The 23288-nt window shown below is 66.4% G+C and carries 23 protein-coding genes and 3 tRNA genes; 18 read left to right on the top strand and 8 right to left on the bottom strand.

Annotated elements, in window-relative coordinates; all coding sequences use genetic code 11:
• The 6 genes from VFW45_11285 to VFW45_11260 all read left to right on the top strand — a co-directional run.
• On the top strand, positions 1-432 hold a 432-nt coding region (locus VFW45_11285), incomplete at its 5' end, for a PTS sugar transporter subunit IIA (GenBank protein ID HEU5181367.1).
• A gap of 6 nt (positions 433-438) precedes the next feature.
• On the top strand, positions 439-708 hold the full coding sequence (locus tag VFW45_11280; protein ID HEU5181366.1) for an HPr family phosphocarrier protein: 270 nt from the start codon (positions 439-441) through the stop codon (positions 706-708).
• On the top strand, positions 705-2492 hold the full coding sequence (gene ptsP / locus VFW45_11275; protein ID HEU5181365.1) for a phosphoenolpyruvate--protein phosphotransferase: 1788 nt from the start codon (positions 705-707) through the stop codon (positions 2490-2492). The genes VFW45_11280 and ptsP overlap by 4 nt, the downstream gene beginning before the upstream one ends.
• 8 nt (positions 2493-2500) lie before the next feature.
• Positions 2501-2854 carry a cupin domain-containing protein gene (locus tag VFW45_11270; protein HEU5181364.1) on the top strand — a complete coding sequence of 118 codons (354 nt, stop codon included), beginning with the start codon at positions 2501-2503 and terminating at the stop codon, positions 2852-2854.
• A 90-nt stretch (positions 2855-2944) separates the two neighbouring features.
• Positions 2945-3337: a MerR family transcriptional regulator gene (locus VFW45_11265; protein HEU5181363.1), complete on the top strand. Its 393-nt coding sequence runs from the start codon at positions 2945-2947 to the stop codon at positions 3335-3337.
• A 103-nt stretch (positions 3338-3440) separates the two neighbouring features.
• A tRNA-Pro gene (locus VFW45_11260) sits at positions 3441-3517 on the top strand.
• A 49-nt stretch (positions 3518-3566) separates the two neighbouring features.
• On the opposite strand, the gene VFW45_11255 is transcribed toward VFW45_11260, so the two are convergent.
• Entirely contained in the window at positions 3567-3728 is a 162-nt protein-coding gene (locus VFW45_11255; GenBank protein ID HEU5181362.1) for a hypothetical protein, read from the bottom strand.
• A gap of 149 nt (positions 3729-3877) precedes the next feature.
• On the opposite strand from VFW45_11255, the gene surE reads away from it, so the two are divergent.
• Genes surE through VFW45_11235 form a run of 4 tightly spaced genes read left to right on the top strand, consistent with a single transcriptional unit; the run spans position 3878 to position 8265 of the window.
• Positions 3878-4639 (top strand): 5'/3'-nucleotidase SurE, encoded by a 762-nt coding sequence (surE, locus tag VFW45_11250; protein ID HEU5181361.1) that lies wholly within the window; start codon positions 3878-3880, stop codon positions 4637-4639.
• Positions 4640-4647: 8 nt separating this feature from the next.
• Positions 4648-5304 carry a protein-L-isoaspartate(D-aspartate) O-methyltransferase gene (locus VFW45_11245; protein ID HEU5181360.1) on the top strand — a complete coding sequence of 219 codons (657 nt, stop codon included), beginning with the start codon at positions 4648-4650 and terminating at the stop codon, positions 5302-5304.
• A 10-nt stretch (positions 5305-5314) separates the two neighbouring features.
• Positions 5315-6439: an aromatic ring-hydroxylating dioxygenase subunit alpha gene (locus VFW45_11240; GenBank protein ID HEU5181359.1), complete on the top strand. Its 1125-nt coding sequence runs from the start codon at positions 5315-5317 to the stop codon at positions 6437-6439.
• Entirely contained in the window at positions 6436-8265 is a 1830-nt protein-coding gene (locus tag VFW45_11235) for an amidohydrolase family protein (protein HEU5181358.1), read from the top strand. The genes VFW45_11240 and VFW45_11235 overlap by 4 nt, the downstream gene beginning before the upstream one ends.
• Before the next feature lie 55 nt (positions 8266-8320).
• On the opposite strand, the gene VFW45_11230 is transcribed toward VFW45_11235, so the two are convergent.
• The 5 genes from VFW45_11230 to VFW45_11210 form a co-directional block, all read right to left on the bottom strand.
• Positions 8321-9016, bottom strand: coding sequence for an NADPH-dependent F420 reductase (locus VFW45_11230; GenBank protein HEU5181357.1), 696 nt, complete (start codon positions 9014-9016; stop codon positions 8321-8323).
• A 128-nt stretch (positions 9017-9144) separates the two neighbouring features.
• The gene (locus VFW45_11225) at positions 9145-10707 is read right to left on the bottom strand and encodes an NAD(P)/FAD-dependent oxidoreductase (GenBank protein ID HEU5181356.1); all 1563 of its coding nucleotides are present in this window, start codon (positions 10705-10707) and stop codon (positions 9145-9147) included.
• On the bottom strand, positions 10704-12293 hold the full coding sequence (locus VFW45_11220) for an NAD(P)/FAD-dependent oxidoreductase (protein ID HEU5181355.1): 1590 nt from the start codon (positions 12291-12293) through the stop codon (positions 10704-10706). The genes VFW45_11225 and VFW45_11220 overlap by 4 nt, the downstream gene beginning before the upstream one ends.
• Entirely contained in the window at positions 12293-13483 is a 1191-nt protein-coding gene (locus VFW45_11215; protein ID HEU5181354.1) for an aminomethyltransferase family protein, read from the bottom strand. The genes VFW45_11220 and VFW45_11215 overlap by 1 nt, the downstream gene beginning before the upstream one ends.
• A gap of 108 nt (positions 13484-13591) precedes the next feature.
• Entirely contained in the window at positions 13592-15595 is a 2004-nt protein-coding gene (locus tag VFW45_11210) for a molybdopterin-dependent oxidoreductase (GenBank protein ID HEU5181353.1), read from the bottom strand.
• Positions 15596-15753: 158 nt separating this feature from the next.
• Here VFW45_11210 and VFW45_11205 point away from each other — a divergent pair.
• The 3 genes from VFW45_11205 to VFW45_11195 all read left to right on the top strand — a co-directional run bounded on the left by VFW45_11205 (position 15754) and on the right by VFW45_11195 (position 16655).
• A tRNA-Pro gene (locus tag VFW45_11205) sits at positions 15754-15830 on the top strand.
• 15 nt (positions 15831-15845) lie between these two features.
• Complete coding sequence (locus tag VFW45_11200) at positions 15846-16115, top strand: acylphosphatase (GenBank protein ID HEU5181352.1); 270 nt, start codon at positions 15846-15848, stop codon at positions 16113-16115.
• Positions 16116-16136: 21 nt separating this feature from the next.
• Positions 16137-16655: an adenine phosphoribosyltransferase gene (locus VFW45_11195; GenBank protein ID HEU5181351.1), complete on the top strand. Its 519-nt coding sequence runs from the start codon at positions 16137-16139 to the stop codon at positions 16653-16655.
• 60 nt (positions 16656-16715) lie between these two features.
• Here the strand turns inward: VFW45_11195 and VFW45_11190 are convergent, their stop codons facing one another.
• Positions 16716-18203 carry a TlpA disulfide reductase family protein gene (locus VFW45_11190; GenBank protein HEU5181350.1) on the bottom strand — a complete coding sequence of 496 codons (1488 nt, stop codon included), beginning with the start codon at positions 18201-18203 and terminating at the stop codon, positions 16716-16718.
• A gap of 938 nt (positions 18204-19141) precedes the next feature.
• On the opposite strand from VFW45_11190, the gene VFW45_11185 reads away from it, so the two are divergent.
• Together VFW45_11185 and VFW45_11180 are read left to right on the top strand one after the other, a co-directional pair.
• Positions 19142-19218: transfer RNA gene (locus tag VFW45_11185), tRNA-Arg, on the top strand.
• A gap of 23 nt (positions 19219-19241) precedes the next feature.
• Positions 19242-19943, top strand: a complete 702-nt coding sequence (locus VFW45_11180; protein HEU5181349.1) for a tetratricopeptide repeat protein — start codon at positions 19242-19244, stop codon at positions 19941-19943.
• Position 19944: 1 nt separating this feature from the next.
• Here VFW45_11180 and VFW45_11175 read toward each other — a convergent pair whose 3' ends face one another.
• Positions 19945-20361, bottom strand: a complete 417-nt coding sequence (locus tag VFW45_11175; protein ID HEU5181348.1) for a single-stranded DNA-binding protein — start codon at positions 20359-20361, stop codon at positions 19945-19947.
• 191 nt (positions 20362-20552) lie between these two features.
• Between VFW45_11175 and murJ the strand changes: the two genes are divergently transcribed.
• The 3 genes from murJ to VFW45_11160 all read left to right on the top strand — a co-directional run.
• On the top strand, positions 20553-22127 hold the full coding sequence (gene murJ / locus VFW45_11170; GenBank protein ID HEU5181347.1) for a murein biosynthesis integral membrane protein MurJ: 1575 nt from the start codon (positions 20553-20555) through the stop codon (positions 22125-22127).
• A complete protein-coding gene (gene dtd, locus VFW45_11165; GenBank protein ID HEU5181346.1) occupies positions 22124-22570 on the top strand; it encodes a D-aminoacyl-tRNA deacylase in 447 nt (148 codons plus the stop codon). Before murJ ends, dtd begins: the two co-directional genes overlap by 4 nt.
• Positions 22567-23288, top strand: a 722-nt coding sequence (locus VFW45_11160; GenBank protein HEU5181345.1) for a tyrosine-type recombinase/integrase, incomplete at its 3' end; no start/stop codon positions are given. The genes dtd and VFW45_11160, both read left to right, overlap by 4 nt.

Genomic DNA, 23288 nt, shown 5'->3' with positions numbered 1-23288 from the left:
GGCGGGAAGCGGTTCGGAGTTCTGATCGTGGCCCACGGGGATCTGGCCGAGGTGCTGGCGCGGCTGGTGGAGAAGATCCTGGGCGCCGCCGCCGGCATTCAGACGGTCAGCGTCGGCTGGGACGACGACGTCGAGTCGGCGCGTCGCCGGGTACGCGAGGCCCTGGAAAAGGCGGAGAAGGGACGCGGGGTTCTGGTCCTCACCGATATGTTCGGAGGGACGCCGACCAACGTGGCGCTTCCCTTCCTGAAAGAGCACAACGTCGAGATCGTCACCGGGGTGAACCTGCCCATGCTGGTGAAGGTCCCCAGCGTGCAGGACGCCCCCGGGACGCTGCACGAAGCCGCCGATCGCCTGCGGGACGTGGGCCAGCGAGCCATCCAGCTCGCCACGCACTACCTGGAGAAGCCGGGCAGCAGGCCGCCAGGGTAACTCCACTTGATCACCCGCGAGGTCACACTGATCAACGTTCTCGGACTGCACGCGCGCGCCGCGGCGCGCTGGGTCCAGGTCGCTTCCCGCTTCACCTCGCGCATCACCCTCTCCAAGGATGGACGAACGGTGGATGCCAAATCGATCCTGGGCGTGCTGATGCTCGCCGCTTCGCTGGGAGAGCGCCTGCTGCTGTCGGCCGAAGGGCCCGACGCCGAGCAGGCGGTGGACGCCCTCGCGGCCCTGGTGCGCTCGCGCTTCGGGGAGAGCCGATGAACGAGGTCCGCAGCTCCGGCAAGACGCTGCGCGGCATGGGGGTGTCCCCGGGGATCGCCGTCGGCAGCGCGCTCCTGCTGGAGACGCCCAGCGGCTCGATCTTCCGCGTCCCGGTCCCGGCGGACCGCGTGGCGCGGGAGATCACCCGGCTGCGCCGGGCGCTTGTGCGCTGCAAACGGCAGCTCCTGCAGGCGCGTGCCAAGGCCCTCAAGGAAGCGGGCGAGGGCTATGCCCGCGTCTTCGACGCCCAACTGATGATCCTGGAGGATTCCTCCCTCATCCGCGAGACCACCGAGACGATCCGGCGCGACCAGGTCAATGCCGAGTGGGCGGTGCGCGGCATCGTCGAGCGGTACCTGAAGATCCTTTCCGGGCTGGGAGAGGCGGCAGCCCGCGATCGCGGCAGCGACGTCGAGGACGTCCACGCCCGCATCCAGCAGGCCCTCTCCGGTGGGCAGCGCCACGATCTGGCGGAGCTGAAGGAAGACGTGATCATCGTTTCGAAGGTCCTGTCGCCTTCGGACCTGGTCCTCTTGAATCGGGACCGTGTCGCCGGGCTGGTGATCGAGGAAGGGGGCCAGACGTCGCACACCGCCATCATCGCCAACGCCTTGCGCGTACCGGCGGTGGTCGGGCTGCGCGGCATCGTCTCGGAGGTGCGGGGCGGCGAGAGCCTGGTGGTGGACGGGCGCAGCGGCACGGTCTTCGTGAGCCCGCCCGAAGCGCTGCGCTCCGAGTACCTGGAGGCTTCGGTCCAGGAGAAAAAGCGCGAAGAGTCGCTGCTGCAGGAGCGCAAGCATCCCGCCATCACCCTGGACGGCGCCACCGTGACGATGCAGGCGAACCTCGAGCTTCCGGACGAGGCGGGCGCCGCGCTGCGCTTCGGCGCCGAGGGAGTGGGGCTCTACCGCTCCGAGTTCCTGTTTCTTCACCTGGCCCCCGATCTTCCCACCGAGGAGGACCATCGGGCCACCTACCGCAAGCTGGCCGAGACCATGAGCCCGCTGCCGGTGGTGATTCGCACCTTGGACCTCGGCGGAGAGAAATACTTCCACCGGATTCTCGAGAAAGAGGAAGCCAACCCGGTCATGGGATTGCGGGCGATCCGCTTCTGCCTGCGGCGCATGGACATTTTCCGTGCGCAGCTGCGCGGCTTCCTGCGGGCCGCCGCGGAAGGGGGGCTTTCGCTGATGGTCCCGATGGTGACCGATCGCGAGGAGATCCTCCTGGCAAAAGAGGCCCTCGAAGGCTGCCGCCGCGAGCTTCTGGCGGAGGGAATAAGCGTTCCGGACCGCATCAGCTTCGGCGCGATGATCGAGACCCCCGCCGCCGCGGCCATCGCCGACATCCTGGCGCGCGAGGTCGACTTCTTCAGCATCGGCACCAACGATCTGATCCAGTACAGCCTGGCCATCGACCGCGGCAATCCCAACGTGGCGCACCTGTACCGGCCGCTCCATCCGGCGGTGCTGCGGCAGATTCATGGCGTGACCGAAGCGGCGCGGGCCTGCGGCATCCGGGTGACGCTGTGCGGCGAGATGGCCGCCGACCCGCTGTGCGCCGCGCTCTTGGCCGGAATGGGGATCCGCGAGCTGAGCATGAAACCCTCCGCCATCCCGGAGGTGAAGCACCTCCTGCGCAGCATCTCGATGGCCGAGATGCACCAGCTGTCGCGCGCGGCGCTCTCCCTGGGCTCGGCCCGCGAAATCGAGGATCTGCTCCAGAACCGTCTGGGAGATCGGCTGCCGGCGGGACGGGCCTGCAGCGTCCCCGCCATCTCTTAGGAGACACCGTGCGCCGAGTCAGCAAGCCCTGGGGTGAGGAGATCATCTTCGCGGAGACCGAGCGCTACGCCGGCAAGGTCCTGGTGGTGCGAAAAGGGGAGATCCTGAGCCTGCAGTACCATGACCGCAAGGATGAGACCTTCTACCTGGCCCGCGGCAAGGCGCGCCTCTGGATCGCAGAGGCGGGAGCGCTGGTGGAAGTGTTCATGAACCCGGGAGACGCCCGGCGCGTCCGGCCCGGCACGCGGCACCGCCTGGAGGCGCTCGAGGATTCCGAGCTGTTCGAGGTGAGCACCCCGGAGCTGGACGATGTCGTCCGCCTGGAGGATCGCTACGGCCGCTCCGGGCGCAAGGACGGTTAGAAGCGCAGCATTGACAGGCCCGCGGAGGATTGCCTAAACTCCGAGGGCAAATTCGGGGATCGGCGGATTCCCAAGCGCAAGGATCGAGCCATGGAAATCCCCAAGAAGCACTACTACAAGATCGGCGAGGTCTGCTCTCTGACCGACACTCAGCCCTATGTGCTGCGCTTCTGGGAGTCGGAGTTTCCGCAGCTGGCTCCGGACAAGAGCCGGACCGGGCAGCGCGTGTACCGCCCGCGCGACGTGGAGATGATCCTGGAGATCAAGAAGCTCCTCTACGAGGAGGGATACACCATCGCCGGGGCGCGCAAGAAGCTGGGGATGGACAGCGAGATGCCCCGGCCGCAGGTCGAGGAACTCGACGACGGCCCCGCCGCGGAGACGCTGGAGCTGATGCAGGCCCAGGACGACATGCGGACTTCGCTCGCCGAGATTCTCTCGCTGATGGATGAGACCGACTCGAAGATTTCCGAGGAATCCTGAGGACTCGTCACCCGATCCGGCTGCGTCCCGCCTCGCCGGACCGTCTTCCTCCGATTTGACACTCCCAGCCGCGCGCCGCTAAGATTCCCGACTTCCAAAGGGTCGGGGCGTAGCGCAGCCTGGTAGCGCACTTGCTTGGGGTGCAAGTGGTCGCTGGTTCAAATCCAGTCGCCCCGACCATTTCAATCTTTTTCCCGGGTGTATCTTCAATTAAGGAGTCCGAGCCCCCTCAGGCAACGCTCCAGCCCTCGCCTCCGGGCGCTTCTTCCTCGTCGTCCTCGTCCTCGAACTCCTCGTCGTCCTCTTCCTCATCCGCGCCGTCGTCGTCCTCGTCGTCCTCGTCCTCGAAGTCTTCTTCGTCGTCACCCAGGCGGATTTCCTGCCAGTCCATCTCGTTCCTCCCTCGCGTTCGCGCTCTGCGGCGGACGGGATTCCCACGTCGGGAAACTCGTCCGCCGGAGCCATGCGCGGATGCGCGGATTATACCCTTTCGTTCCCGGCATGGCCGTCGATCGCCCTGTGCTATAGTGTGGCCCCACAATGAGTCACCCGCTCCCGTCCATCCTGCTGACCAACGACGACGGCATCGCCGCGCCGGGGCTGGAAGCGCTGGGCCGCGCTCTCGAAGAAGTCGGGGAAGTGACCGTCATCGCGCCCGATCGCGAGCAGAGCGCCATGTCCCATGCGCTGACGCTGCACCGTCCCCTGAGGGTGAACCGCCTCGACCAGCGGCGCTACAGCGTCGACGGGACCCCCACCGATTGCGTCAATCTGGGGATCCTGAACCTCCTGTCGACCCGGCCGCGTCTGGTGGTGTCGGGAATCAACCGCGGGATGAACCTGGGAGACGACATCACCTACTCGGGAACGGTCTCGGCCGCCTTCGAGGGGACGTTGCTGGGCGTCCCGTCCTTCGCCATTTCGCAGGAGGTGCATGAGGGAAAAATAGACTTCGGTCCGGCCGCCGAGTACGCCGCCCGGCTGGCGCGCCGCATCCTGGACCAGCCGCTGCCGCCAGGGACCCTGTTCAACGTAAACGTTCCCAGGTTGCCGCCCAAGGGGGCGAGGCTGACGCGCCAGGGGAGAAGGACCTACCATCAGGGGGTCGTGGAGCGGGTCGATCCCTCGGGTCGACAGTACTACTGGCTCGGAGGGGTTCCGCCGAAATGGGACGAGGATCCCGACAGTGACTTCGCAGCCATCAGCGAAGGGCTGGTCTCGCTCACTCCCCTGCATCTGGATCTGACGCATTACGGGCTCCTGAAGGAGCTGAAAGAAAACGGCTTCGGCCTAGAGCCTTAGGAGTGGGCGTGGATTTCCGACTGCGCCGCCAGAAGATGGTCGAGCGCCTCAGCGACAACGGCATCCAGGATCCCCTGGTGCTGCACGCGCTGCTGGAAGTGCCGCGCCACCTCTTCGTGGAAGAGGCGCTGATGGAGAAGGCCTACGGCACCCACTCGCTGCCGATCGGCTTTCGCCAGACAATCTCGCAGCCCGACATCGTGGCCCGCATGACGGAGCTGCTGGAGATCAAGCCGGAGGACCGCATCCTGGAGGTGGGGACGGGTTCGGGCTACCAGGCGGCGATCCTGGCGCGGCTGGCGCGCGAGGTCCTCACGGTGGAGCGCATCCCGCAGCTGGCGCGCAAGGCGACCCAGGTCCTGGCCTCCCTCGAGCTGTCCAACGTGCAGGTCAAGGTGTGCGACGGATCGCTGGGGCTGGGGGCCGGGGAGGTCTTCGACGGCATCCTGGTGGCGGCGGCCGCACCGGTCGTCCCCGAGCCGCTGCTCGATCACCTGGCGGATGGCGGCAAGATGGTGCTCCCCATCGGGCGCGGGCGGGATCAGCACTTGTGGCGCATCCTGCGCCGGGGCAGCGAGGTGCTGCACGAGGATCACGGGCCCTGCACCTTCGTGAAGCTGGTCGGGACGTCGCGCTGGGCCAGCCTGCCCGAGACGGGAGCGTGAGAGGATTGCCATGAGCCTCGATGCCTTCAATCGGGAGATCCGCCGCTTCGATGCTTCGCTGCCGATCGAGGCGGCCTGGACCCCGCCCGCTTCCTGGTACGTCGATCCGGCGTTTCTGGAGCGCGAGCGGGCGCAGGTGTTCCGGCGCAGCTGGCAGGCGGTAGGCCGCGTCGATCAGCTCGCGGGCCCGGGGAGCTATTTCACCGGCTGCCTGGCGGGGGATCCTTATGTGGTCCTGCGCGATCGCGAGGGGACGATCCGGGCGCTGCACAATGTCTGCCGGCATCATGCCGCCGAGGTCTGCTCCGGTGAGGGAACTCTGGAAGAGCTCACCTGTCCGTACCATGGCTGGACCTACGACCTGAACGGCTCGCTGCTGAAAGCCCCGCGGCTCGGCAAGAGCCAGGTCTTCGAGCGGGACCGCTTCGGCATGCGGACCGCCGCCGTACAACCCTGGGGGCCGCTGCTCTTTCTCTATCTAGGTGAGGACCCGCCGCCTCTGGACGAGCCGCTGCGCGACCTGCACCAGCGTCTCGAGGCGATGGGGACCTCGAAGCTGCGCTTCGCGGCGCGCAAGAGCTACGAGATCCGCTGCAACTGGAAGGTCTACGTCGACAACTATCTGGACGGCGGCTACCACGTCTCCTTCCTGCACCAGGCCCTGGCCGGCCAGCTCGATCTGAAGAGCTACAAGACGGAGCTGTTCGAGCGGCTGTCGATCCAGTCGGTCCGCGCGCCGGAGGAGGCCCCCGAGGCGGCGGGCGGCGATTTCTCCGAGCGCATCGGCGCCGAGGCGCTGTACGCCTTCATCTATCCCAACTTCATGATCAACCGCTACGGGCCGATTCTCGACACCAACTGGGTGGTGCCGCTGTCGCACGACCGGACGCTGGTGGTGTTCGATTTCTTCTTCGAGCAGACGGAAGGGCCCGAGGCGCAGGAGTTCATCCGGCGCAGCGTCGCCGCCAGCCACCGGGTGCAGGAAGAGGATGTCTCGATCAGCGAATCGGTGCAGCGCGGGCTGGGCTCGCCCGCCTACGACCGCGGCGTCTATGCTCCCGCCATCGAGATGGCCGCTTATCATTTCCATCGGCTGCTGGCGGCCGACCTCGGCGCCGCGTCCGCCGCGCCGTGAGGGCGTTCCAGCCCGCCGTTCGCCGCATTGCCTGCCTGCTGTTCCTGATTTCGATCGGCGTCCTGCCCGTTCTTGCCCGCGGTTCCGACAGCTCGCGCGATCTCGAGCAGGCGAAGCAGCTCTTCCAGAGCAACCTCGACGCCATCCGCAAGAAAGACCGCGACGCCTACCTCGCCTGCTACCTCGATTCCGACAAGCTGGCGCGCACCGGGCCCACCGGCTTCGAGCTGGGGATCGAAGGGCTGCGCAAATCCACCGGCAGCGCCTGGCCCGACCTGTTCGAAGGTCTGGACCTCCAGCTCGTGCCCGTCAAGCCGGGGATTGTCTACGGCACCTACCGCTATCGGGTGCGCTACGGGGCCCGCGAGGAATCGGGAATCTCCGAGCGCTTCTTCCTCGAGACACCGAAAGGATGGCGGATCGCCGTGAGCACCGCCTTTCCCGCTCTGCCGGGAGTCCCGCCGCCGCCGCGAGCACTTGTCGGGGGGACACTTCTCGATGCGGTGGGCGGGAATGCCGCTCCCGACTCGGTCGTCGTCCTGCGCGCCGGGAAGATCGAATGCGCGGGAAGCCGGACGAAGTGCCCCGTCCCGTCGGGCGTGACGGTCCTGGATCTGAAAGGCGCCTGGATTACGCCAGGGCTGATCGACGCGCATGTCCATTTTTCGCAGACCGGCTGGGCCGACGGTCGTCCCGACTTCATCGACGTGCGCAGCAGCCTCCCGTACGAGGGGGTGATCGCCGGATTGAAGGAGCACCCGGAGCGCTTCTTCCGCTCCTATCTCTGCTCCGGCGTGACGGCGGTGTTCGATGTCGGCGGCTACCCCTGGACCTGGGATTTGAGGGGGCGCGCGGAAGCGGATCCTCTCGCTCCGCATGTCGCGGCGGCGGGACCTCTCCTTTCGACGACTGATTTCTGGCTGAACCTGCCGGGGGAGAAGCAGCTCGTCTACCTGAGCGACGAAGCCGTGGCGCAATCGGGCGTCCGGTTTCTGGCGGCGCGTGGCACCGACGCCGTGAAGGTCTGGTTCATCGTGGACCCGAAGCGCGATTTCGACGAGATGGCGCGTCTGGTGGCGGCGGCGGGGGCCGAGGCGAAGCGCCTCAACATTCCTCTGATCGTCCATGCCACGGGGCTGAAGGAGGCGAAGGCCGCCCTGGCGGCGGGTGCCGCGCTCCTGGTGCACAGCGTGGGCGACCTCGAGGTGGACGACGCCTTCCTGCAGAAGGCGAAAGCGCAGGGGACGATCTATTGCCCGACCCTGACGGTCTTCGAGGGCTATCGGCGGCTGGCAGCCGCGAGCGTCGAAAAGAAGGAGCCCCAGGTGGACGATCCGGGCGGCTGCGTCGATCCCGAAACCCTCGAGAAAGTCCGCAGCAGCGCGTCGCTGGATTCCGGCTTCGATCGCGCGCGCATGGACTCCTTCACTGAGAGAGTCCGCAAAGAGCTGACCGTCGGCTCCGCCAATCTGAGGAAGGTGCGCGATGCCGGCATCCCGATCGCCATGGGCACCGATGCGGGAAACCCGCTGACGCTGCACGGGGCATCGGTGTTCGCCGAGATGGAGGCCATGCAGGCTGCGGGGATGACGCCGATGGAGGTGCTGATCTCGTCGACTCGCGAAGGGGCGCGCGCCATGAGGAAACTGGATCGATGGGGCACGGTCGAGGCGGGAAAAGAGGCCGATCTGCTGGTCCTGGATGCCGACCCTTCCCAGGATATTCACAACCTCAGGAAGATACGCTACGTCGTCAAGGGCGGGGTCGTCCGTACACGCGACGAGCTGCGTCCCGTCACCACGCCACCGGACCCTCCGAATCGCTGAGCAGAAGCTCCCTCACGGCCCTTCCCGAGCGTCCGTGGGAACCCACTCCTGTCCTTCATGGTGTCAACGACGCCTTGATCTGAGCCTCCCGTTCGGCACGATACTCCGCAATCCTGCTCGGGTCAGCCTCGGCGAGGGCGCGCCGGAGAGCGGCGGCTTCAAGATCGCGGCAGTAAGCTGGAGTCCCGGTCTGCTGCCGCCAGGAATCTGCCAGAGTTCCCCCATCGACGGGATCAAAGCCAAGATCGTCGACAAGGGCGCTCACGGTTGCTTTCGCCTCCGCCGAATCGCCTGCAACCGAAAGGGCGATCCGCCTTCTCGCTCCCTGCGGAACGCCTTTCTCGAGCAGACTCTTCGCGAGAATATGGTTGAACGCCTTGATCACCGGATGCCCGATCTGCTGCGCAACCCATTGACTGTCCGGCATTCCCCGGTCGATCGCCTCAATGCGGCCGTCGCGAAGCTCGGGATGATAATTGCCGATATCGATTACGACGACTCCGCCCGGGGCGCTGGCGAACAGCGCCCGCGGAAGCTCGATAACGGCTTTCGTTGGAATCGCAAGAATGATGATTTCCGAGCCCTCGACGGCGCTGACGACGGAAGCGGGCGTAGCGCCGATCTCGGCCGCCAGCGCGGTCAGGCTCTCAGGTCCTCGCGAGTTCGCAATCGAGACCTGATGACCGAGCTCGACGAGGTTGAGAGCCAGAATCTTTCCCATGCTGCCAGCACCGATAACTCCGATTTTCATGTCGACTCCGGTTCGTGATCAAGGCAACCATGTGGCACGGCCTACCCAACGAGTTGCGCCAAAGAAGCGGTGGCTCGAGCCGGGCGCACCGACTCCAGGTGGACTCCTCCGTACGGGAGGAAGAACTCCTAGCGCTTGTTGCGCAGGACCGCGCGAGCGCAGAGCGCGCCGGGAGCGCAGCTGATGCCGCCGCCGGGATGGGTCCCGCCGGAGGCCAGGAAAAGGCCCGGGATGGGCGTGGCATGGCGCGCGCAGGAAGGATGCGGCCTCAGGGAGAAGAGCTGGTCGAGCGCCGGCTCGCCATGAAGCAAGTGTCCTTCGGTGGCGCCATAGCGCTCCTCCAGATCGACCGGTGTGAGGAGCTCGGCGGAGACGAGACGCTCGCGCAGCGACGGCACGTGCTTCGCGAGGGCCTCCACCGCGGCTTCGCCAAGCGTCTCGCGCCGCTCGTCGGTCCACCCTCCCCGCAGATGATAGGGGGCATAGTGCACCAGCATCGAGACGACATGGTGCCCGGCGGGGGCGAGGGACGGGTTGTTCAGGGTGGGAACGCGCAGGTCCAGGATCGGCGCCTCGGAGAACCTGCCATATTTGATGGCGTCGAAGGCGCGCTCCAGATCGTCGGGTTCCTCGCCGGTGCGGGCCGCCTCGACGTGCGCCCCCGGACGTCCCGAGAATTCCAGCGGTCCGCTCAGGGCCAGGTTCACCTTGGCCGTCGTTCCGCGCATGCGCCACAGGCTGATTGTCTCCGCCAGCGCTGCGGGAACATTTCTTGGCGACATCAGCTTCAGGAAGGTGCGCTTCGGGTCGCAGCCGGAGACCACCACGGGAGCTTCGATCTCGGTGCCGTCCGCCAGCGTGACCCCGGCCATGGCCACGGAGCCGGGGCGGATGCGTGCCACCGGGGCGTGCGTGCGGATCTCGACCCCGTTGCTCTCGCATGCCTTGGCGAGCGCCTGGATGAGGGCCGGGGCGCCGCCTTCCACCTCGCGGTCGGTGCTCAGCTCGCCGAGCAGGAAGGTCACCACCGATCCCGCCGACCACGGACCCAACCAGCTCCCGAGGATCGCCTGGTGCGCGATCCCGGCCTTCAGAAGCTTCCCTTCGAACCACTCGTTGAGCCAGTCGGCGATGCACATCGGTCCGATGCGCAGCACCTCCAGCATGTCCTTCTCGGCCAGGCGCCGCAGCGCCAGCGCCGATCCCGCCAGTTCGAACAGATGCCCGAGGCTCAGCTCCTGCAGCTCGGGCGCGGGCTGGTCGGTGAGGCGCTGGAAGAAGGGACGGATGCGATCCAGGAAAGCCCGGAACTCGGGATAGCGGTCGGCGTCGGCGCGCGAGAAGTTGCGAATCTCCGGGGCTCCGGCGGCGGGGTCGCGGAACAGCATCAGCCCCCCCCCGCCGCTCTGGCACAGGTAGGTCGGCACTTCGTCGGTCCGGAAGGACAGGCCGTGGCGCTCCAGCGACAGCGCGTCGGCGATGCCGCGTCGCACCCCGGCGGTGTCGTGCAGGACGCCGGGGCTGCGGTAGCCGGGATGGAACTCCTCCAGCGCCGCCAGGCCGCCCAGGATGCCTCGGGCTTCCAGGACCAGGACCTTCTTGCCGGCCTTTCCCAGCAGCCCGGCGGCGGTCAGGGAGTTGTGCCCGCCGCCGATGACGATGACGTCGTATTCCATCGTCTTCTCGCTCATGCCCCACCGCCGCGCAGGATCTCGCGCGCCGCGTTGGCGCCGGGTGCGCCCATGATGCCGCCGCCCGGGTGGACCGCCGAGCCGCACATCCACAGCTTGCGGATAGGCGTTCGATAGCGCGCCCAGCGCGCCGCGGGACGCAGGAAGAAGATCTGCTCGAGCGAGAGCTCGCCCTGGAAGATGTTGCCTTCCCCCAGCCCGGTGATCTGCTCGATGTCCCAGGGAGTGAGGACCTGTCGGTGCAGGATCGACTCTTTCAGCCCCGGACAGTACTCCGCCAGGGTGTCGACCACCGCATCGCCAAACGCCTCGCGCTGCGAGGGCCAGGCCTGCGCGCCTTCTTTCAGATGATAGGGGGCGTACTGCACGAAGATCGACATGACATGCTTGCCGGGCGGCGCGACCGACGGATCGACCAGGGACGGAATGACCACGTTGAGGAAGGGGCGCTTCGAGAAGGCGCCATACTTCGCCTCGTCGTAGGCCGTCTCCAGGTAGTCGATGCTCGGAGAAATCGCCACGTCGCCCCGCAGGTGCGGCCCGATGCCCGGCCGGCAGCTGAACTCGGGGACGCGGTCCAGCGCCAGGTTGACCTTCCCGGAGCTGCCGCGCAGCTTGTAGCGCTTGATCGACTCGACGAACTCACTGTCGAGATTCTCGCTGCCCACCAGCTTCAAGAAGGTCCGGTGCGGATCGAGGCTCGAGATTACTTTCTTGGCGCGAATCTCTTCGCCCCCTTCGAGGACCACGCCGGTGGCCTCGCCCTGCTTCACCAGGATCCTCTCTACCCCCGCCTCCGTCCGGATCTCGGCGCCGAAATGCCGCGCGGCGTCGGCAATGGCGAGGCTCACCTGGCCGGTGCCGCCGCGCGAGAAGCCCCAGGAGCGGAAGGCGCCGTCGATCTCCCCCATGTAGTGGTGCAGCAGGACGTAGGCGGTCCCGGGAGAGCGCACCCCCTGGAAGGTGCCGATGATGCCGCTCACCGACATGGTGGCCTTGAGGACGTCGGATTCGAACCAGCGGTCCAGGAAATCGACGGCGCTCATGGTGAACATCTTCAGCTTGAGGAAGCGCTCCTCCTCGCTGAGCGCCTTGAAGCGGCGCCCCATCTGCAGCAGCTCCCACAGCTCCGCCGGATTGCGCGAAGTGGGATCGGGCGGCGTCATCGCCAGAATCGGCTTGACGAAGCGCCCCATTTGCATCATCGACTGCGCATAGGAGGGATAAATCTCGGCGTCGCGCTTGCTGAAGACCTCGATCTCGCGCCGCGTCTGCTCGGAGTCGGACCAGCGGCACAAGGAGCGCCCGTCGGGCAGCGGCGTGAAGGCGCACTCCAGCGGGATCAGCTGCAGCCCGAAGCGCGGCAGCTCCAGGTCGCGGATGATCTCGGGGCGCAGCAGGCTGACCACGTAGGAGAAAACCGAGTAGCGGAACCCGGGGTATATCTCCTCGCTGACCGCGGCGCCGCCCAGGACATGGCGGCGCTCCAGGACCAGCACCTTGCGGCCGGCCTTGGCGAGATAAGCGGCGCAGACCAGCCCGTTGTGGCCGCCTCCCAGGATCAGCGCGTCGTAGACCGGCGGCATCAGGCTTTCTTCCTTTCGGGATCGAAGAAGGGACGCGGCACCACGGTCGCCAGCACCGTGCGCCGCTCGTACTCGGCGGTGTGCTCGATCTGCACCTTCGTCCCGGGCTTGGCGTAGCGCGCCTCGAGGCTCGCCAGCGCCAGGTTCTTTTTCAACAGCGGCGACCAGGAGCCGGAGGTGGCGCGGCCGATCTGGCGGCTGCCGTCGTAGACCGGCACCGCCGTCCTCCACCCGGTGGCCGGCAGATGGGGCGGCAGGCCGTGCTCCTCATAGAGCGCCTCCAGCTCTTCCCAGCTGATGTCGAGCCCCACCAGGGACCAGCGGGATCCGCCGCGCTTCTCCTGCTGCAGCGCTTCCTGCCCCACGAAGCCTTCCCGCTCCAGGTCCACGGTCCATCCCAGGCCGATCTCGAACGGGCTGCTCTTGCGCGACTCGATGGGGCAGCGCGTGGCGCTGTAGTAATCGACGCCCTGCAGGATGAACCCCGCCTCCATGCGGGTCACGTCCAGCGCGTCGAGCCCCGCCGGCTCCAATCCGTAGGCCTCGCCCGCCTCCCGGATCCGATCCCAGACGGGCAGGGCGTTCTCCGCCGGCATCCAGATCTCGTAGCCGAGATCTCCGGTGTAGCCGGTGCGTGATATCTCCACGGGCAGATCGGCGATGCGGGCGCGGGATAATCGGAAGAAGCGCAGCCGGTCGAGGTCGCCCCCCTCGCAGGCGGTCTTCAGGACGCTGCGCGAGGTCGGCCCCTGCAGCGCCAGGGCGGCGACGGATTCGGACTCATCGCGGATTTCCACGTTGAAGCCGCGCGCATGCTCCTGCAGCCAGCGCAGGGAAGGGGATGCGGAGGTCACGCGGTAATCGGTTTCGCCCAGGCGCGCCACGGTGCCGTCGTCGATGACTTTGCCGCGGGCGTCGCAGAAGCAGGTGTAGGTCACCTGCATGAGCTTGAGATTGCGGATGTCGCGCGTCATGACGAAAGCCAGGAACTCGGCGGCGTCGCGCCCGCTCACGCGATACTTGAACAGCGGCGAGACATCCAGCAGCCCGGCGGCATGGCGGAAAGCGAAATACTCGCGATCGTGGTTGGTGTCGTAGGAGCAGACGGCGTAATAACCGGCCCAGTCCTTCCAGCGATAGCTGGTGCACAGAGCGGAGGTGCGCGGATGGAACGGCGTGGGCACGGGCATGGCGGAGGCGATCCTCGGGTCTCAGTGTCGGTTGTGCCAGCCCGGGCGCAACCCGGAGACCCGCGACGCGGCGGGAGGACCGGGATCGTCTGGGCCAAGGGGCGGGGATTATACCATTCGCTCGACCTGGACTCGCGCGTCGTTGAAGCAGGCGCCGCCGCCGAAATCGGCCAGCGAGTCGGGGGCCAGGGTGTTGGAGGTGGCTCCATTGAGGGTATGGCGGAGCCAAAGCCCCTTCGGGATCACCAACACGCCGCGGCGCACCGCGGGGGTGCAGCGCGCCGCCAGATGCACCTCGCCCGCGTCGTTGAAGACGCGGACGACATCTTGGTCCGAGATCCCACGCTCCGCGGCATCGTCGGGATGGATGTCGATCCGCGCCGGACCCTTCCACATCTGCCCGAACATGGAGCTGACCGTGCGGCCGCTGGCGGGGGAGATCAGGGCCAGAGGATAGCGTTCCGAGGCCGGGTCGGGACGGTAGGTGTACAGGCCCCCGGTCGTTTCCCGATCCAGCGACTCCGGAAAGAGGTGAACCTTTCGGTCGTCGGTCCAGGGAAGGAAGTCGACGAAGGGGAGTGGCGCATAGCCGGTGGGCGGATGCGCGATTCGCGAGGCATCGAGGCCTTCGCGGTATTTCGCACCCTGAGGATGGGCATCGAGAATCGCGCCGCGCAGCTCCTGGTCGGTCTCCGGCTCGCCGGGGCGGGTGAGCTCCAGCCGGCGGCAGAGATCGCCGAAGACTTCCTGGTTGGAGCGCGACTCGCCCACCGGGGAAACGACCGCGGGCGCTTCCTGCAGCACCATCGAGCCGTAGCCGCGGCTCAGCTCGTAGCGCTCGAGGAAGGTGGACGCCGGCAGGATCAGATCGGCGTACCGCGCGGTGTCGGTCAGGACATGGTCGAAGACGACGGTGAACAGATCCTCGCGCAGCAGCCCCGCCAGGACCTTGCGCTGCGCCGGCAGCGTCGCCAGGGGATTGGAGTTGTAGACGAACAGGAGCTTCACCGGAGGCTGCACGCCATCGCACAGCGTCTCCCCGACCCGGTTCATATTGATCTCGCGCGTGGGGGGGGCCGCCTCGCGCGCCGCCGTGAGCGGATCCAGCCCATAGGCCTTGCCATTGCTCAACAGGTAGCCGCCGCCGCGCACGCCGAACTTGCCGGCCAGCGCCGGCAGGGCGAGGATCGCGGCCGTCGCCGAGCCGCCGTTGCGATTGCGCTCCTGCCCCCAGCCGCAGCGCAGCATCGCCGGAGAGGAATCGGCGTACAGCCTGGCGAAGGTTTCGAGGTCGGCCGCCGGCACACCCGTCTCGGCTTCGACGCGCTCCGGCGTCCAAGGCTGCACCTTATCGAGGAGCTTCTCCAGGCCCGTGGCGTGCCGCTCCAGGAAGGTGCGATCGAGCCGCCCTTCCGTGGCGAGCCAGCGGATGATTCCCAGCGCCAGCGGCAGGTCTGTGCCGGGGCGCGGCGCCAGGTGCAGGGTGGCCAGCGGCACCAGAGGTGTCGCCCGCGGATCCACGATGACCAGCCGCGCACCGCGCCGCACGGCTTCTTGAATGATCGGAACCGCATGGATTCCCGAGGCCGACGGATTGAAGCCCCACATGACGATCAGCTTGGAATGGAGGAAATCCTCCATCGCGACACATGGCATCCGACCGTACAGCCCCTCGGCCGCCAGCCGCGTCGGCACCGAGCAGACGGTGCGCGCCAGCCGCGAGGCGCCCAGCCGGTAGAAGAGCCTTGCGTCGGTGGTGTCCTGGGAGAGCAGCCCGTTGGATCCGCCGTAGGAGACCGGCAGGATCGACTCGCCGCCGAACTGCCGCTTCGCCTCGGCGAGGCGGCCGGATAGAAGGTCGAGCGCCTCGTCCCAGGAGACGTCGCGGAAGCGTCCTTCGCCCTTGTTGCCGGCGCGCACCGCGGGGTGGAGGATCCGCTCGGGGGAGTAGAGATGCTCGGGGAACTTCCGGACCTTGGCGCAGATGTAGCCGCCGGTGAGGGGATTGCCGGCCCCGGCGTCGACCTTTACGACGCGATCATGCTCGACGGTCACTTCCAGGCTGCAGGCATCGGGACAATCGAGGGGACAGACGCTGCGAAGTATCGGCATGAATGGCTCCCGGCGTGGCGAGGGCTCCAGAGTAGTTCTCGCCGCCGCGCGCGTCAAGCCCCGCGGGTGATTGCCGCGGCGCCCGTCAAGCCCTGCTTGTGGTTGACGGTAATCCCCGGCGGATGCTAAGGTTCTCGCTCCCTGCAGACAGGGAAAGTCGGGGCGTAGCGCAGCCTGGTAGCGCACTTGCTTCGGGAGCAAGGGGTCGGTGGTTCAAATCCACTCGCCCCGACCAGTCGATAATCCCGCCATGCGGGTCCAAAGATATCTGATCGAAGGACGAGTCCAGGGAGTCGGATTCCGGTACTTCGCGCGTCGCAGCGCGCGGCGGCTGGGGCTTGCGGGCTACGTGCGCAACCTTCCCGACGGCTCGGTGGAGGCGGTCGCCCGCGGCACCGACGAAGCGCTGGCGGCGTTCGAGCAAGCTTTGAGACAGGGACCGCCGGGATCGCACGTCGATTCCGTGCGCTTGGAGTCGGGAGAAGCGCTCCCTTCTTCAGAAGGATTCGAGATCACCTAGATGAGCGGGGAGGCGGCAAGCGTGGAACAGAGGCTCAAGCAGGTCATCCGCGACATCCCCGATTTCCCCAAGCCCGGGATCCTGTTCAAGGACATCACCCCGATCCTGAGCCACCCGGGACTCCTCAAGGAGACGGTCGAGGAGCTGGCGCGGCCGTTCCGCGACGCCGGCGTGTCGAAGGTCCTCGGGATCGAGTCGCGCGGCTTCATCTTCGCCCCGCCGCTGGCGGTGACTCTGGGCGCCGGCTTCGTCCCCGCGCGGAAGCCGGGGAAGCTGCCCTGGGAAACGGTCAAGGAGTCCTACGCGCTCGAGTATGGCGAGGACGCGCTGGAGATCCACAGCGACGCCTTCCTGCAAGGGGAGCGCATCCTGCTGGTGGATGATCTCCTGGCCACCGGCGGCACCGCCTCGGCGGCTGCGCGCCTGGCGGCCAAGGTCGGGGCCACCGTCGTCGGCGCTGCCTTCGTGATCGAGCTGGAGTTCCTGAAGGGCCGGAGCAAGCTCCAGGTCCCGCAGATCCATACCCTGGTGCGTTTCTAGGATCCGTCGCCTTCGCTTCTGCGCTCCTCGTCTGCACTCACGACCTTCCAGCGAAATTATTCAAGGGCTCGCGATGGCCTTGTCGATCTGCGCCATGATCTGCTCGATCCACTGCTGGTCTCCCTGGCTGCCGTAGCCGACCTGCTCCGAGATCAACGTTCCTTCCCGGTTCACGATCCAGTTTCGGGGAATCCCGACGGAGCCCACGAATCGGGTGACGTAGGGGCCGGCGGGAAGGGCGGGAAAGGTATAGCCCTGTTTCTTCATGAACGGCTCGACGACTCCGGGATTCCCGTCGATATTGAACGTCAGCAGCTGGACGTCGGATCGCCCGCGAAGCTTCTCATGGAGCTTCTGGAGGTGGGGCAGCTCGCCCTGGCAGGGACCGCACCAGGTCGCCCAGATATTGATGAAGCTCACTTTCCCCTTGAGCTCCGCCCGGGTCCAACGTCGGCCCGCAAGATCGATCAGCTCGAATTCCGGAAGAGGCAGGTGTTTCTCCTGCCAGCCGCTCGCCTCACCGATGCTCCCCTGGATCTCCGACGTCGACTTTTCAAGGGCGATCCGCCACCCTTCCTCCGTTCCTCCGAGCTTCTTCCACAATTGTCGCGCATCCGATTCGAGCCGATCCCGGCTATCCTGCACCGCCGCCGGCATAATGAGGAGTCCGGCGCGATAGTAGGTCCAGGCATCGGCGGGATGCTTTTCCAGCTCCGCGATCCGTCCCTTCATGTGGTAGAGCTGCCCACGCTTTAAGGCTTCCGCAAGGGCTCGATCCGCGTCGCTCTCTTCTTCGGCCCCTGAGCGCTTCGTCTCCTTCATGGCCGGTCGCGCCCCAGCCGGCGAAGCCGCCTTCTTCGAAGCGGCTTCGGAAAGCGCCTGCTCCATACGGGCCACCACCTTTTTCGACTCCTCCAAACGCCCCAGCTTCAGGTAGGCTTCTGCAAGAAGAGGCCAGCTCGCGAAGCGCGTCTGCTCGAGATTGCGCTCATCCTGCCGCCTGGCCTCGCTCCCCTCGTCCGATTCCTTTTCGATTCTTGCTTCCTCTTCTCGAAGGGTCTCGTCGATCAAGACGGGGATCCGATTCACACGGATTCCGCGATCCAGGTAGATGCGCGCGACACTGAACTCGAGGGGCGGCACACCGCGAATTCCATCGGGATCCTCAAGCTGCCCCCTGAGGAAATCGTCGATGGCCGCGAGGACTTCCCGATCCGGAAGTTGGTCGATGTTGCCGGCGGCGAAAAGGCGATCGAACTTTGCCAAGGCCGATTGCGGCCAGGCTCTCACCCACTTCGTCGACTCGCCGTAGAGATCATGGAAATAGACCTTCGCCTCGGGAGATCTCGGGTCGCCGGGGTAGGGGTGCTCGTTCATCCACTTCTCACGGACCCAATCGAATGCGTCGTCGGTGTAAGCGAAGCGCCTGAGGAATTGCTTCTCCGCCCAGGCTGCTTCTTTTTCGTTGCCGGCCATCTCGTAGCCTTCGTGCAGCGTCCTGTACCACTCCTTCTCGTCCGCCCTTGCGAGCGATCGGAGGCGCTCCAAGTCGGCACCTATCTGCCGCCGAACCGCGGGATGTTCCGGGGACGGACGGAGCCTGAATTCGAGGGCCCAAAGGGTGCCCCAATACGAGATCGCTTCGGCATCCCGGCGGGACTCCAGGGTCTTTCGAAGACGGGTCGCCGCTTCAGTTTCGAAGCTGGGGTCTTCGGCCTGGGAGACGTAGGAATATGCATCCAGGGTGTCGGGGCAAATCTCCCAGAAACGGCGCAGCTGCTTTCGAACTTCCCCAGGATTCTTGTCCGGACCATAGGCATAGTGGGAGGCGAGAGCCATGTAAGACCAGGGGAACCGCGGTTCGCGCTTCGCTGCCTCGCGCAATCGCGCAACGGCCTCGTCATTCCTTTCCGACCAGAGAAGGGCACGTCCATACAAATAGAGGTAGCGCGCATCCCCGGAATGGGTGCTCAGGAGACGGGCATATTCTTCGGCGAGAGACTTGCGGCCTTCAGTGGCGCGACTCCGGCTCTGAAGGCTTCGCAGCAGGAAAATGTCATCCGGGCTGTCCTCGAGCCAGGATCGCAATTGTGCTTCTATCGCCGCGCGTCGCTTGCCCGGCGGCATGCGCTCGAATTTCTCCGAGTCGAGAGAATCCAACGCCTTGCGGATTTCAGGGGTAGGCTCGCAAAGACGAGCCGGGGAGGCGGCGCGGTCCGCAGGACGCGCCCCGGCCGGAAAGGCAAGGATAAGGGCGAATCCTACGCCAAGGGGCGCAAGAAAGAGGATGAGTCCTGGCCGCATGGAGTGGGCCTCACGTCGGGCCGTTTGGTCCTGCAAGGTATCGCCGCGCGGAGCGAAGTGTCAAGAGACGACTCGGGTCCCCGCCCGGTCCAGCCTCGTGGACATGGGAGGGACACGGAGGCATGACCCTGGCCGGATCTGCTAGAATCCCCAAACGTCTAAGAGTCTTAAAATACAACAACGGGCCTGTAGCTCAGATGGATAGAGCAGGGGATTCCTAATCCCCCCGTCGGGAGTTCAACTCTCTCCAGGCCCACCATTAATTAAGAGAGGTATCCGGAGATGGCAAGGATTACCCGCAAGGAGATGAAGCGGGACGAGTTCGTCACCGCCATGGGGAGGTTCTCCGATTGGATGGAGGACCATGTCCGCGAAGTCCTGATGCTGGGGGGGATCGCGGTCGCGGCAATCGTGGGAGGACTGCTCCTCGCCCAGTACATGGAGCAGCGCGAGCAGAAGGCCTCGGCGCTGCTGGGGCGCGGCATCGACATGCTGAATACCACGCCGGGGGCGGCCGGGACGCCCAACAGCTATCCGACCGAGCAGGCGAAGCTCGAGGCCGTGGTGTCGCAGATGGACTCCATTCTGCAGACCTATCCACGCTCCAAGTCGGGGAAGCTCGCGCTCTACTACCGTGGCGTGACGCTGCAGCAGCTGGGTCGCACCGACGATGCGCTGAAGGCGCTGGGCGATTTCGTCGACTCCAACCCCGACAGCTACGCGGCGCCGATGGCGCGAGCGGCGATGGCGCACGCCTACGAGGCGAAGGGCGAAGCGGACAAGGCGCTGGCGATCTACGACGAGCTGGCGCGCGCCGATGCTTCCCACTATCCGCCGCAGGCGGCGCTGGCCGACAAGGCGCGCTGTCTGGAAGGGATGGGGAAGAAAGACGAAGCGAGGCAGGTCTACGATCGGATCGTGAAGGAGTATCCCGACGGCGATTTCGCCCGCGACGCTCAGGAGAAGCTGAAGGCGACTCCCTGATTCAGAAGGGGACTTCCTCGTCGGCGGTGTCGTGCATCTCGATCTCGGCGGCGGGTTGTTCCTGATCCATGCGGCCCCCACCTTCCGCCGCTCTTCCCATCAGCAGCACGCGCACCGCCCGCACCTCGGTGGTGTAGCGCTTGTTGCCGTCTTTATCGTCCCACGAGCGCGTCTGCAGCGAGCCTTCGACGTAGACCTGCTTCCCCTTGGTCAGCAGATCCCCGAGAACCTGGGCCTGCTTGCCCCACACCACCACCCGGTGCCACTCGGTGCGCTCCTGCTTCTGCCCCGCCTTGTCGGTCCAGACCTCGTTGGTGGCGATGTTCAGGTTGGCGACCGCCGTGCCATTCTGGGTGTACTTGACCTCCGGGTCCCGCCCCAGGTTTCCGATCAGGATCACTTTGTTCACGCTTGCCATGGCTCGACCTCTCTGAAAGCGGCTTCCCTCGCTCGAAGGGGGGCAAGAATACCACACCTGCCGGACGGGGCGCGCGCTCCGAGGAATCATGGCGCGCACGTTTCTTGAGCGGCGCGCCGGCTTCTGACAGAATACGCGGTCTTCCGGCGCTGCAGGCCGGTCAAGCGACGTGGCGGAGGCTACGCGGCGGGATGTCGTCGGGCAAGTCGGGGATGATCCGAAGCGCCTCGGCCATGAGCGTGACCACCATGCTCAGCCGGATCCTCGGCTATTTCCGCGACAACCTGCAGGCCAGCGTCCTGGGCGCCGCGAATGTCTCCGACGCCTTCATCATCGCCTTCCGCATTCCCAACCTGCTGCGCCGGCTGGTCGGCGAAGGGGCGCTGACCTCCGCCTTCGTCCCTACCTTCGCGCGCTACCTCAAGGAAGGCGATCCCGAGAAGCTCTGGCGCTTCGCCAACCGCATGTTCACGACGCTGCTGCTGGTGTTGCTGGTCATCACCATCCTGGGCATCGTCTTCTCGCCGCAGATCGTCAAGGTGCTGGCCTACGGCTTCAAGGTGTCGCCCGACAAGTGGGAGCTTACCATCCAGCTCAACCGCCTGATGTTTCCCTACATCTTCTTTATATCGCTGGCCGCCCTGGCCGGAGGCATCCTCAATTCGCTGGGCTCTTTCGCGCTGCCCGCCTTCACGCCGGTCCTGCTGAACCTGTCGATCATCTGCGCGGCCCTGTGGTTCTCGAAGAGCTTCTCTTCGCCCGCTTACGCCTTCGCCTGGGGGGTGCTGGTGGGCGGCTGCCTGCAGCTGCTCATCCAGATTCCGCCGCTCATCAAACGCGGCATGACCTTCCGCCCCGAGGTTTCCTTCACCGATCCCGGCATCCGGCAGGTCGGTCGTCTCATGTTGCCGCGCATCTTTGGCGCGGGGATTACCCAGTTCAACCTGGTCATCGATTCGCAGTTCGCCTCGTCGCTCGCCAGCGGCAGCGTCTCCTACCTCTATTACGCGGGCCGAGTCACCGAGCTGACGCTGGGGATCTTCGCCATCTCGTTGTCGACCGTCATCCTGCCGATGCTGTCGCAGCTGGCGGCCGAGGGGAAGCGCGAGGAGGTGCGGCAGACGCTGCGCACGGCGATGCAGCTGATCTTCTTCATCTGCATGCCGGCCTCGATCGGCCTGATCGTCCTGCGCGTGCCGATCATCAGCGTGCTGTTCGAGCGCGGCCGCTTCGACGCGACGGCGACCGTCTTTACCGCCGAGGTGCTGGCCTACTACTCGATCGGATTGCTGCCGTTTGCCGCAGTCAACGTCCTGGCGGCCGCGTTCTACGCGCACCAGGACACCCGCACGCCGGTGAAGGTCGGGGCGCTCACCTTCGGGATCCACCTGGCGCTCAACTTCGCGCTGCGCGGCCCGCTCAAGGCGGGCGGCATCGCGCTTTCGACCTCGATCTCCTCCCTGCTCGACATGGCGCTGCTGTTCGTCCTCTTCTCGCGCCGCCGGGGGCAGCTTTGGGACTCGCACCTGCGACGCAGCCTGTTGGTGACCTGCGGAGCGGGCGCGGTGATGGGCGCGGTCGCCTGGGGCCTGGGCCGGCTTCCGTGGATGGAGGGCACGCAGCCGGTCGCGATACGGGCTCTCGCGCTGACGGGCGCGATCACCGTGTCGGCCGGCTGCTTCTTCGCCACCGCATGGATCTTCGGAAGCCAGGAGGTCAAGGAAGTGATGACGCTCCTGCCGGCGCGCCTGCGGAGAAAGCCGTGAAGATCGTGATCCAGAGGGTGTCGCGCGCCGAGGTGCGCGTGGAGGGACGCGTCGTCGGCAAGATCGGGCAAGGGCTGCTCCTGCTGGTGGCAATCGAGCGCGGCGACGACGCGGTAATTCTTGACACTTTCGCGGACAAGGTCGTAAACTTGCGCATCTTTTCAGATGCAGCAGGCAAGATGAATCGCTCCTCGCTCGACGCGGGCACCGCGCTGCTCGCCGTGTCGCAGTTCACCCTGGCGGGGAGCCTGGAAAGGGGAAGGCGGCCCAGCTTCGTGAACGCTGCGCCGCCGGAAGAGGCCCGGCCGCTTTTCGACGCCTTCGTGGAGAAGCTCCGGGGGCACGGGCTGGAGGTGGCCACCGGCCACTTCCGCGCCATGATGGAAGTCGAGCTGATCAACGACGGTCCCGTGACCTTCGTGCTGGAAGGAGCCAAGCGATGAGCCCGGACCGGCTTGTGCCGGCCTTCCTCAAGCACCTCGCGGTGGAGCGCGGGCTGTCGGTCAACACCCAGGAAGCCTACGGCCGCGACCTCAAGCGGCTGGAAGCCTTCCTCAAGGCCTCGAAGGTGCCGCTGAACCGGGCCCGGCGCCAGGATCTCCTCTCCCACGTCCGCTCCCTGAGACAGTCGGGCCTTTCTCCCAAATCGGTGGCGCGTGCCATCAACACGCTGCGCATGTTCTACCGCTTCCTGCTCGCCGAAGGAGAAGCCAAGCAGGACCCGACCTCAGAGCTGGACGCGCCGCGCACCTGGAAGAGTCTGCCGCGCTTCCTCACCTTCGAGGAGGTCGACCTCCTGCTGTCCGCTCCCGATCCGACCAAGCCCCTCGGCCTGCGCGATGCGGCGATGCTCGAGGTTCTCTACGCCACCGGCATCCGGGTGTCGGAGCTGCTGTCGCTGAAGGTCGAGGACCTCAACCTGGAGGTGGGCTATCTGACCTGCATGGGGAAAGGATCGAAGGAGCGCCTGGTGCCGCTGGGGCGCAAGGCGATCGAGCGGCTGCGCGAGTATCTCGTCAAGGTGCGCCCGGAGCTGACGCGACGCACCGCCTCATCCATTCTCTTCACCAACCGCAACGGCGCGAAGATGACGCGCCAGGGATTCTGGAAGATTCTCAAGGCGCACGGCGCCAGCGCCGGCATCAAGCGCCGGCTGAGCCC

Source organism: Candidatus Polarisedimenticolia bacterium, assembly GCA_035764505.1.
Lineage (GTDB): Bacteria > Acidobacteriota > Polarisedimenticolia > Gp22-AA2 > AA152 > AA152.
This window is presented reverse-complemented; position numbering and strand designations above follow the sequence as displayed.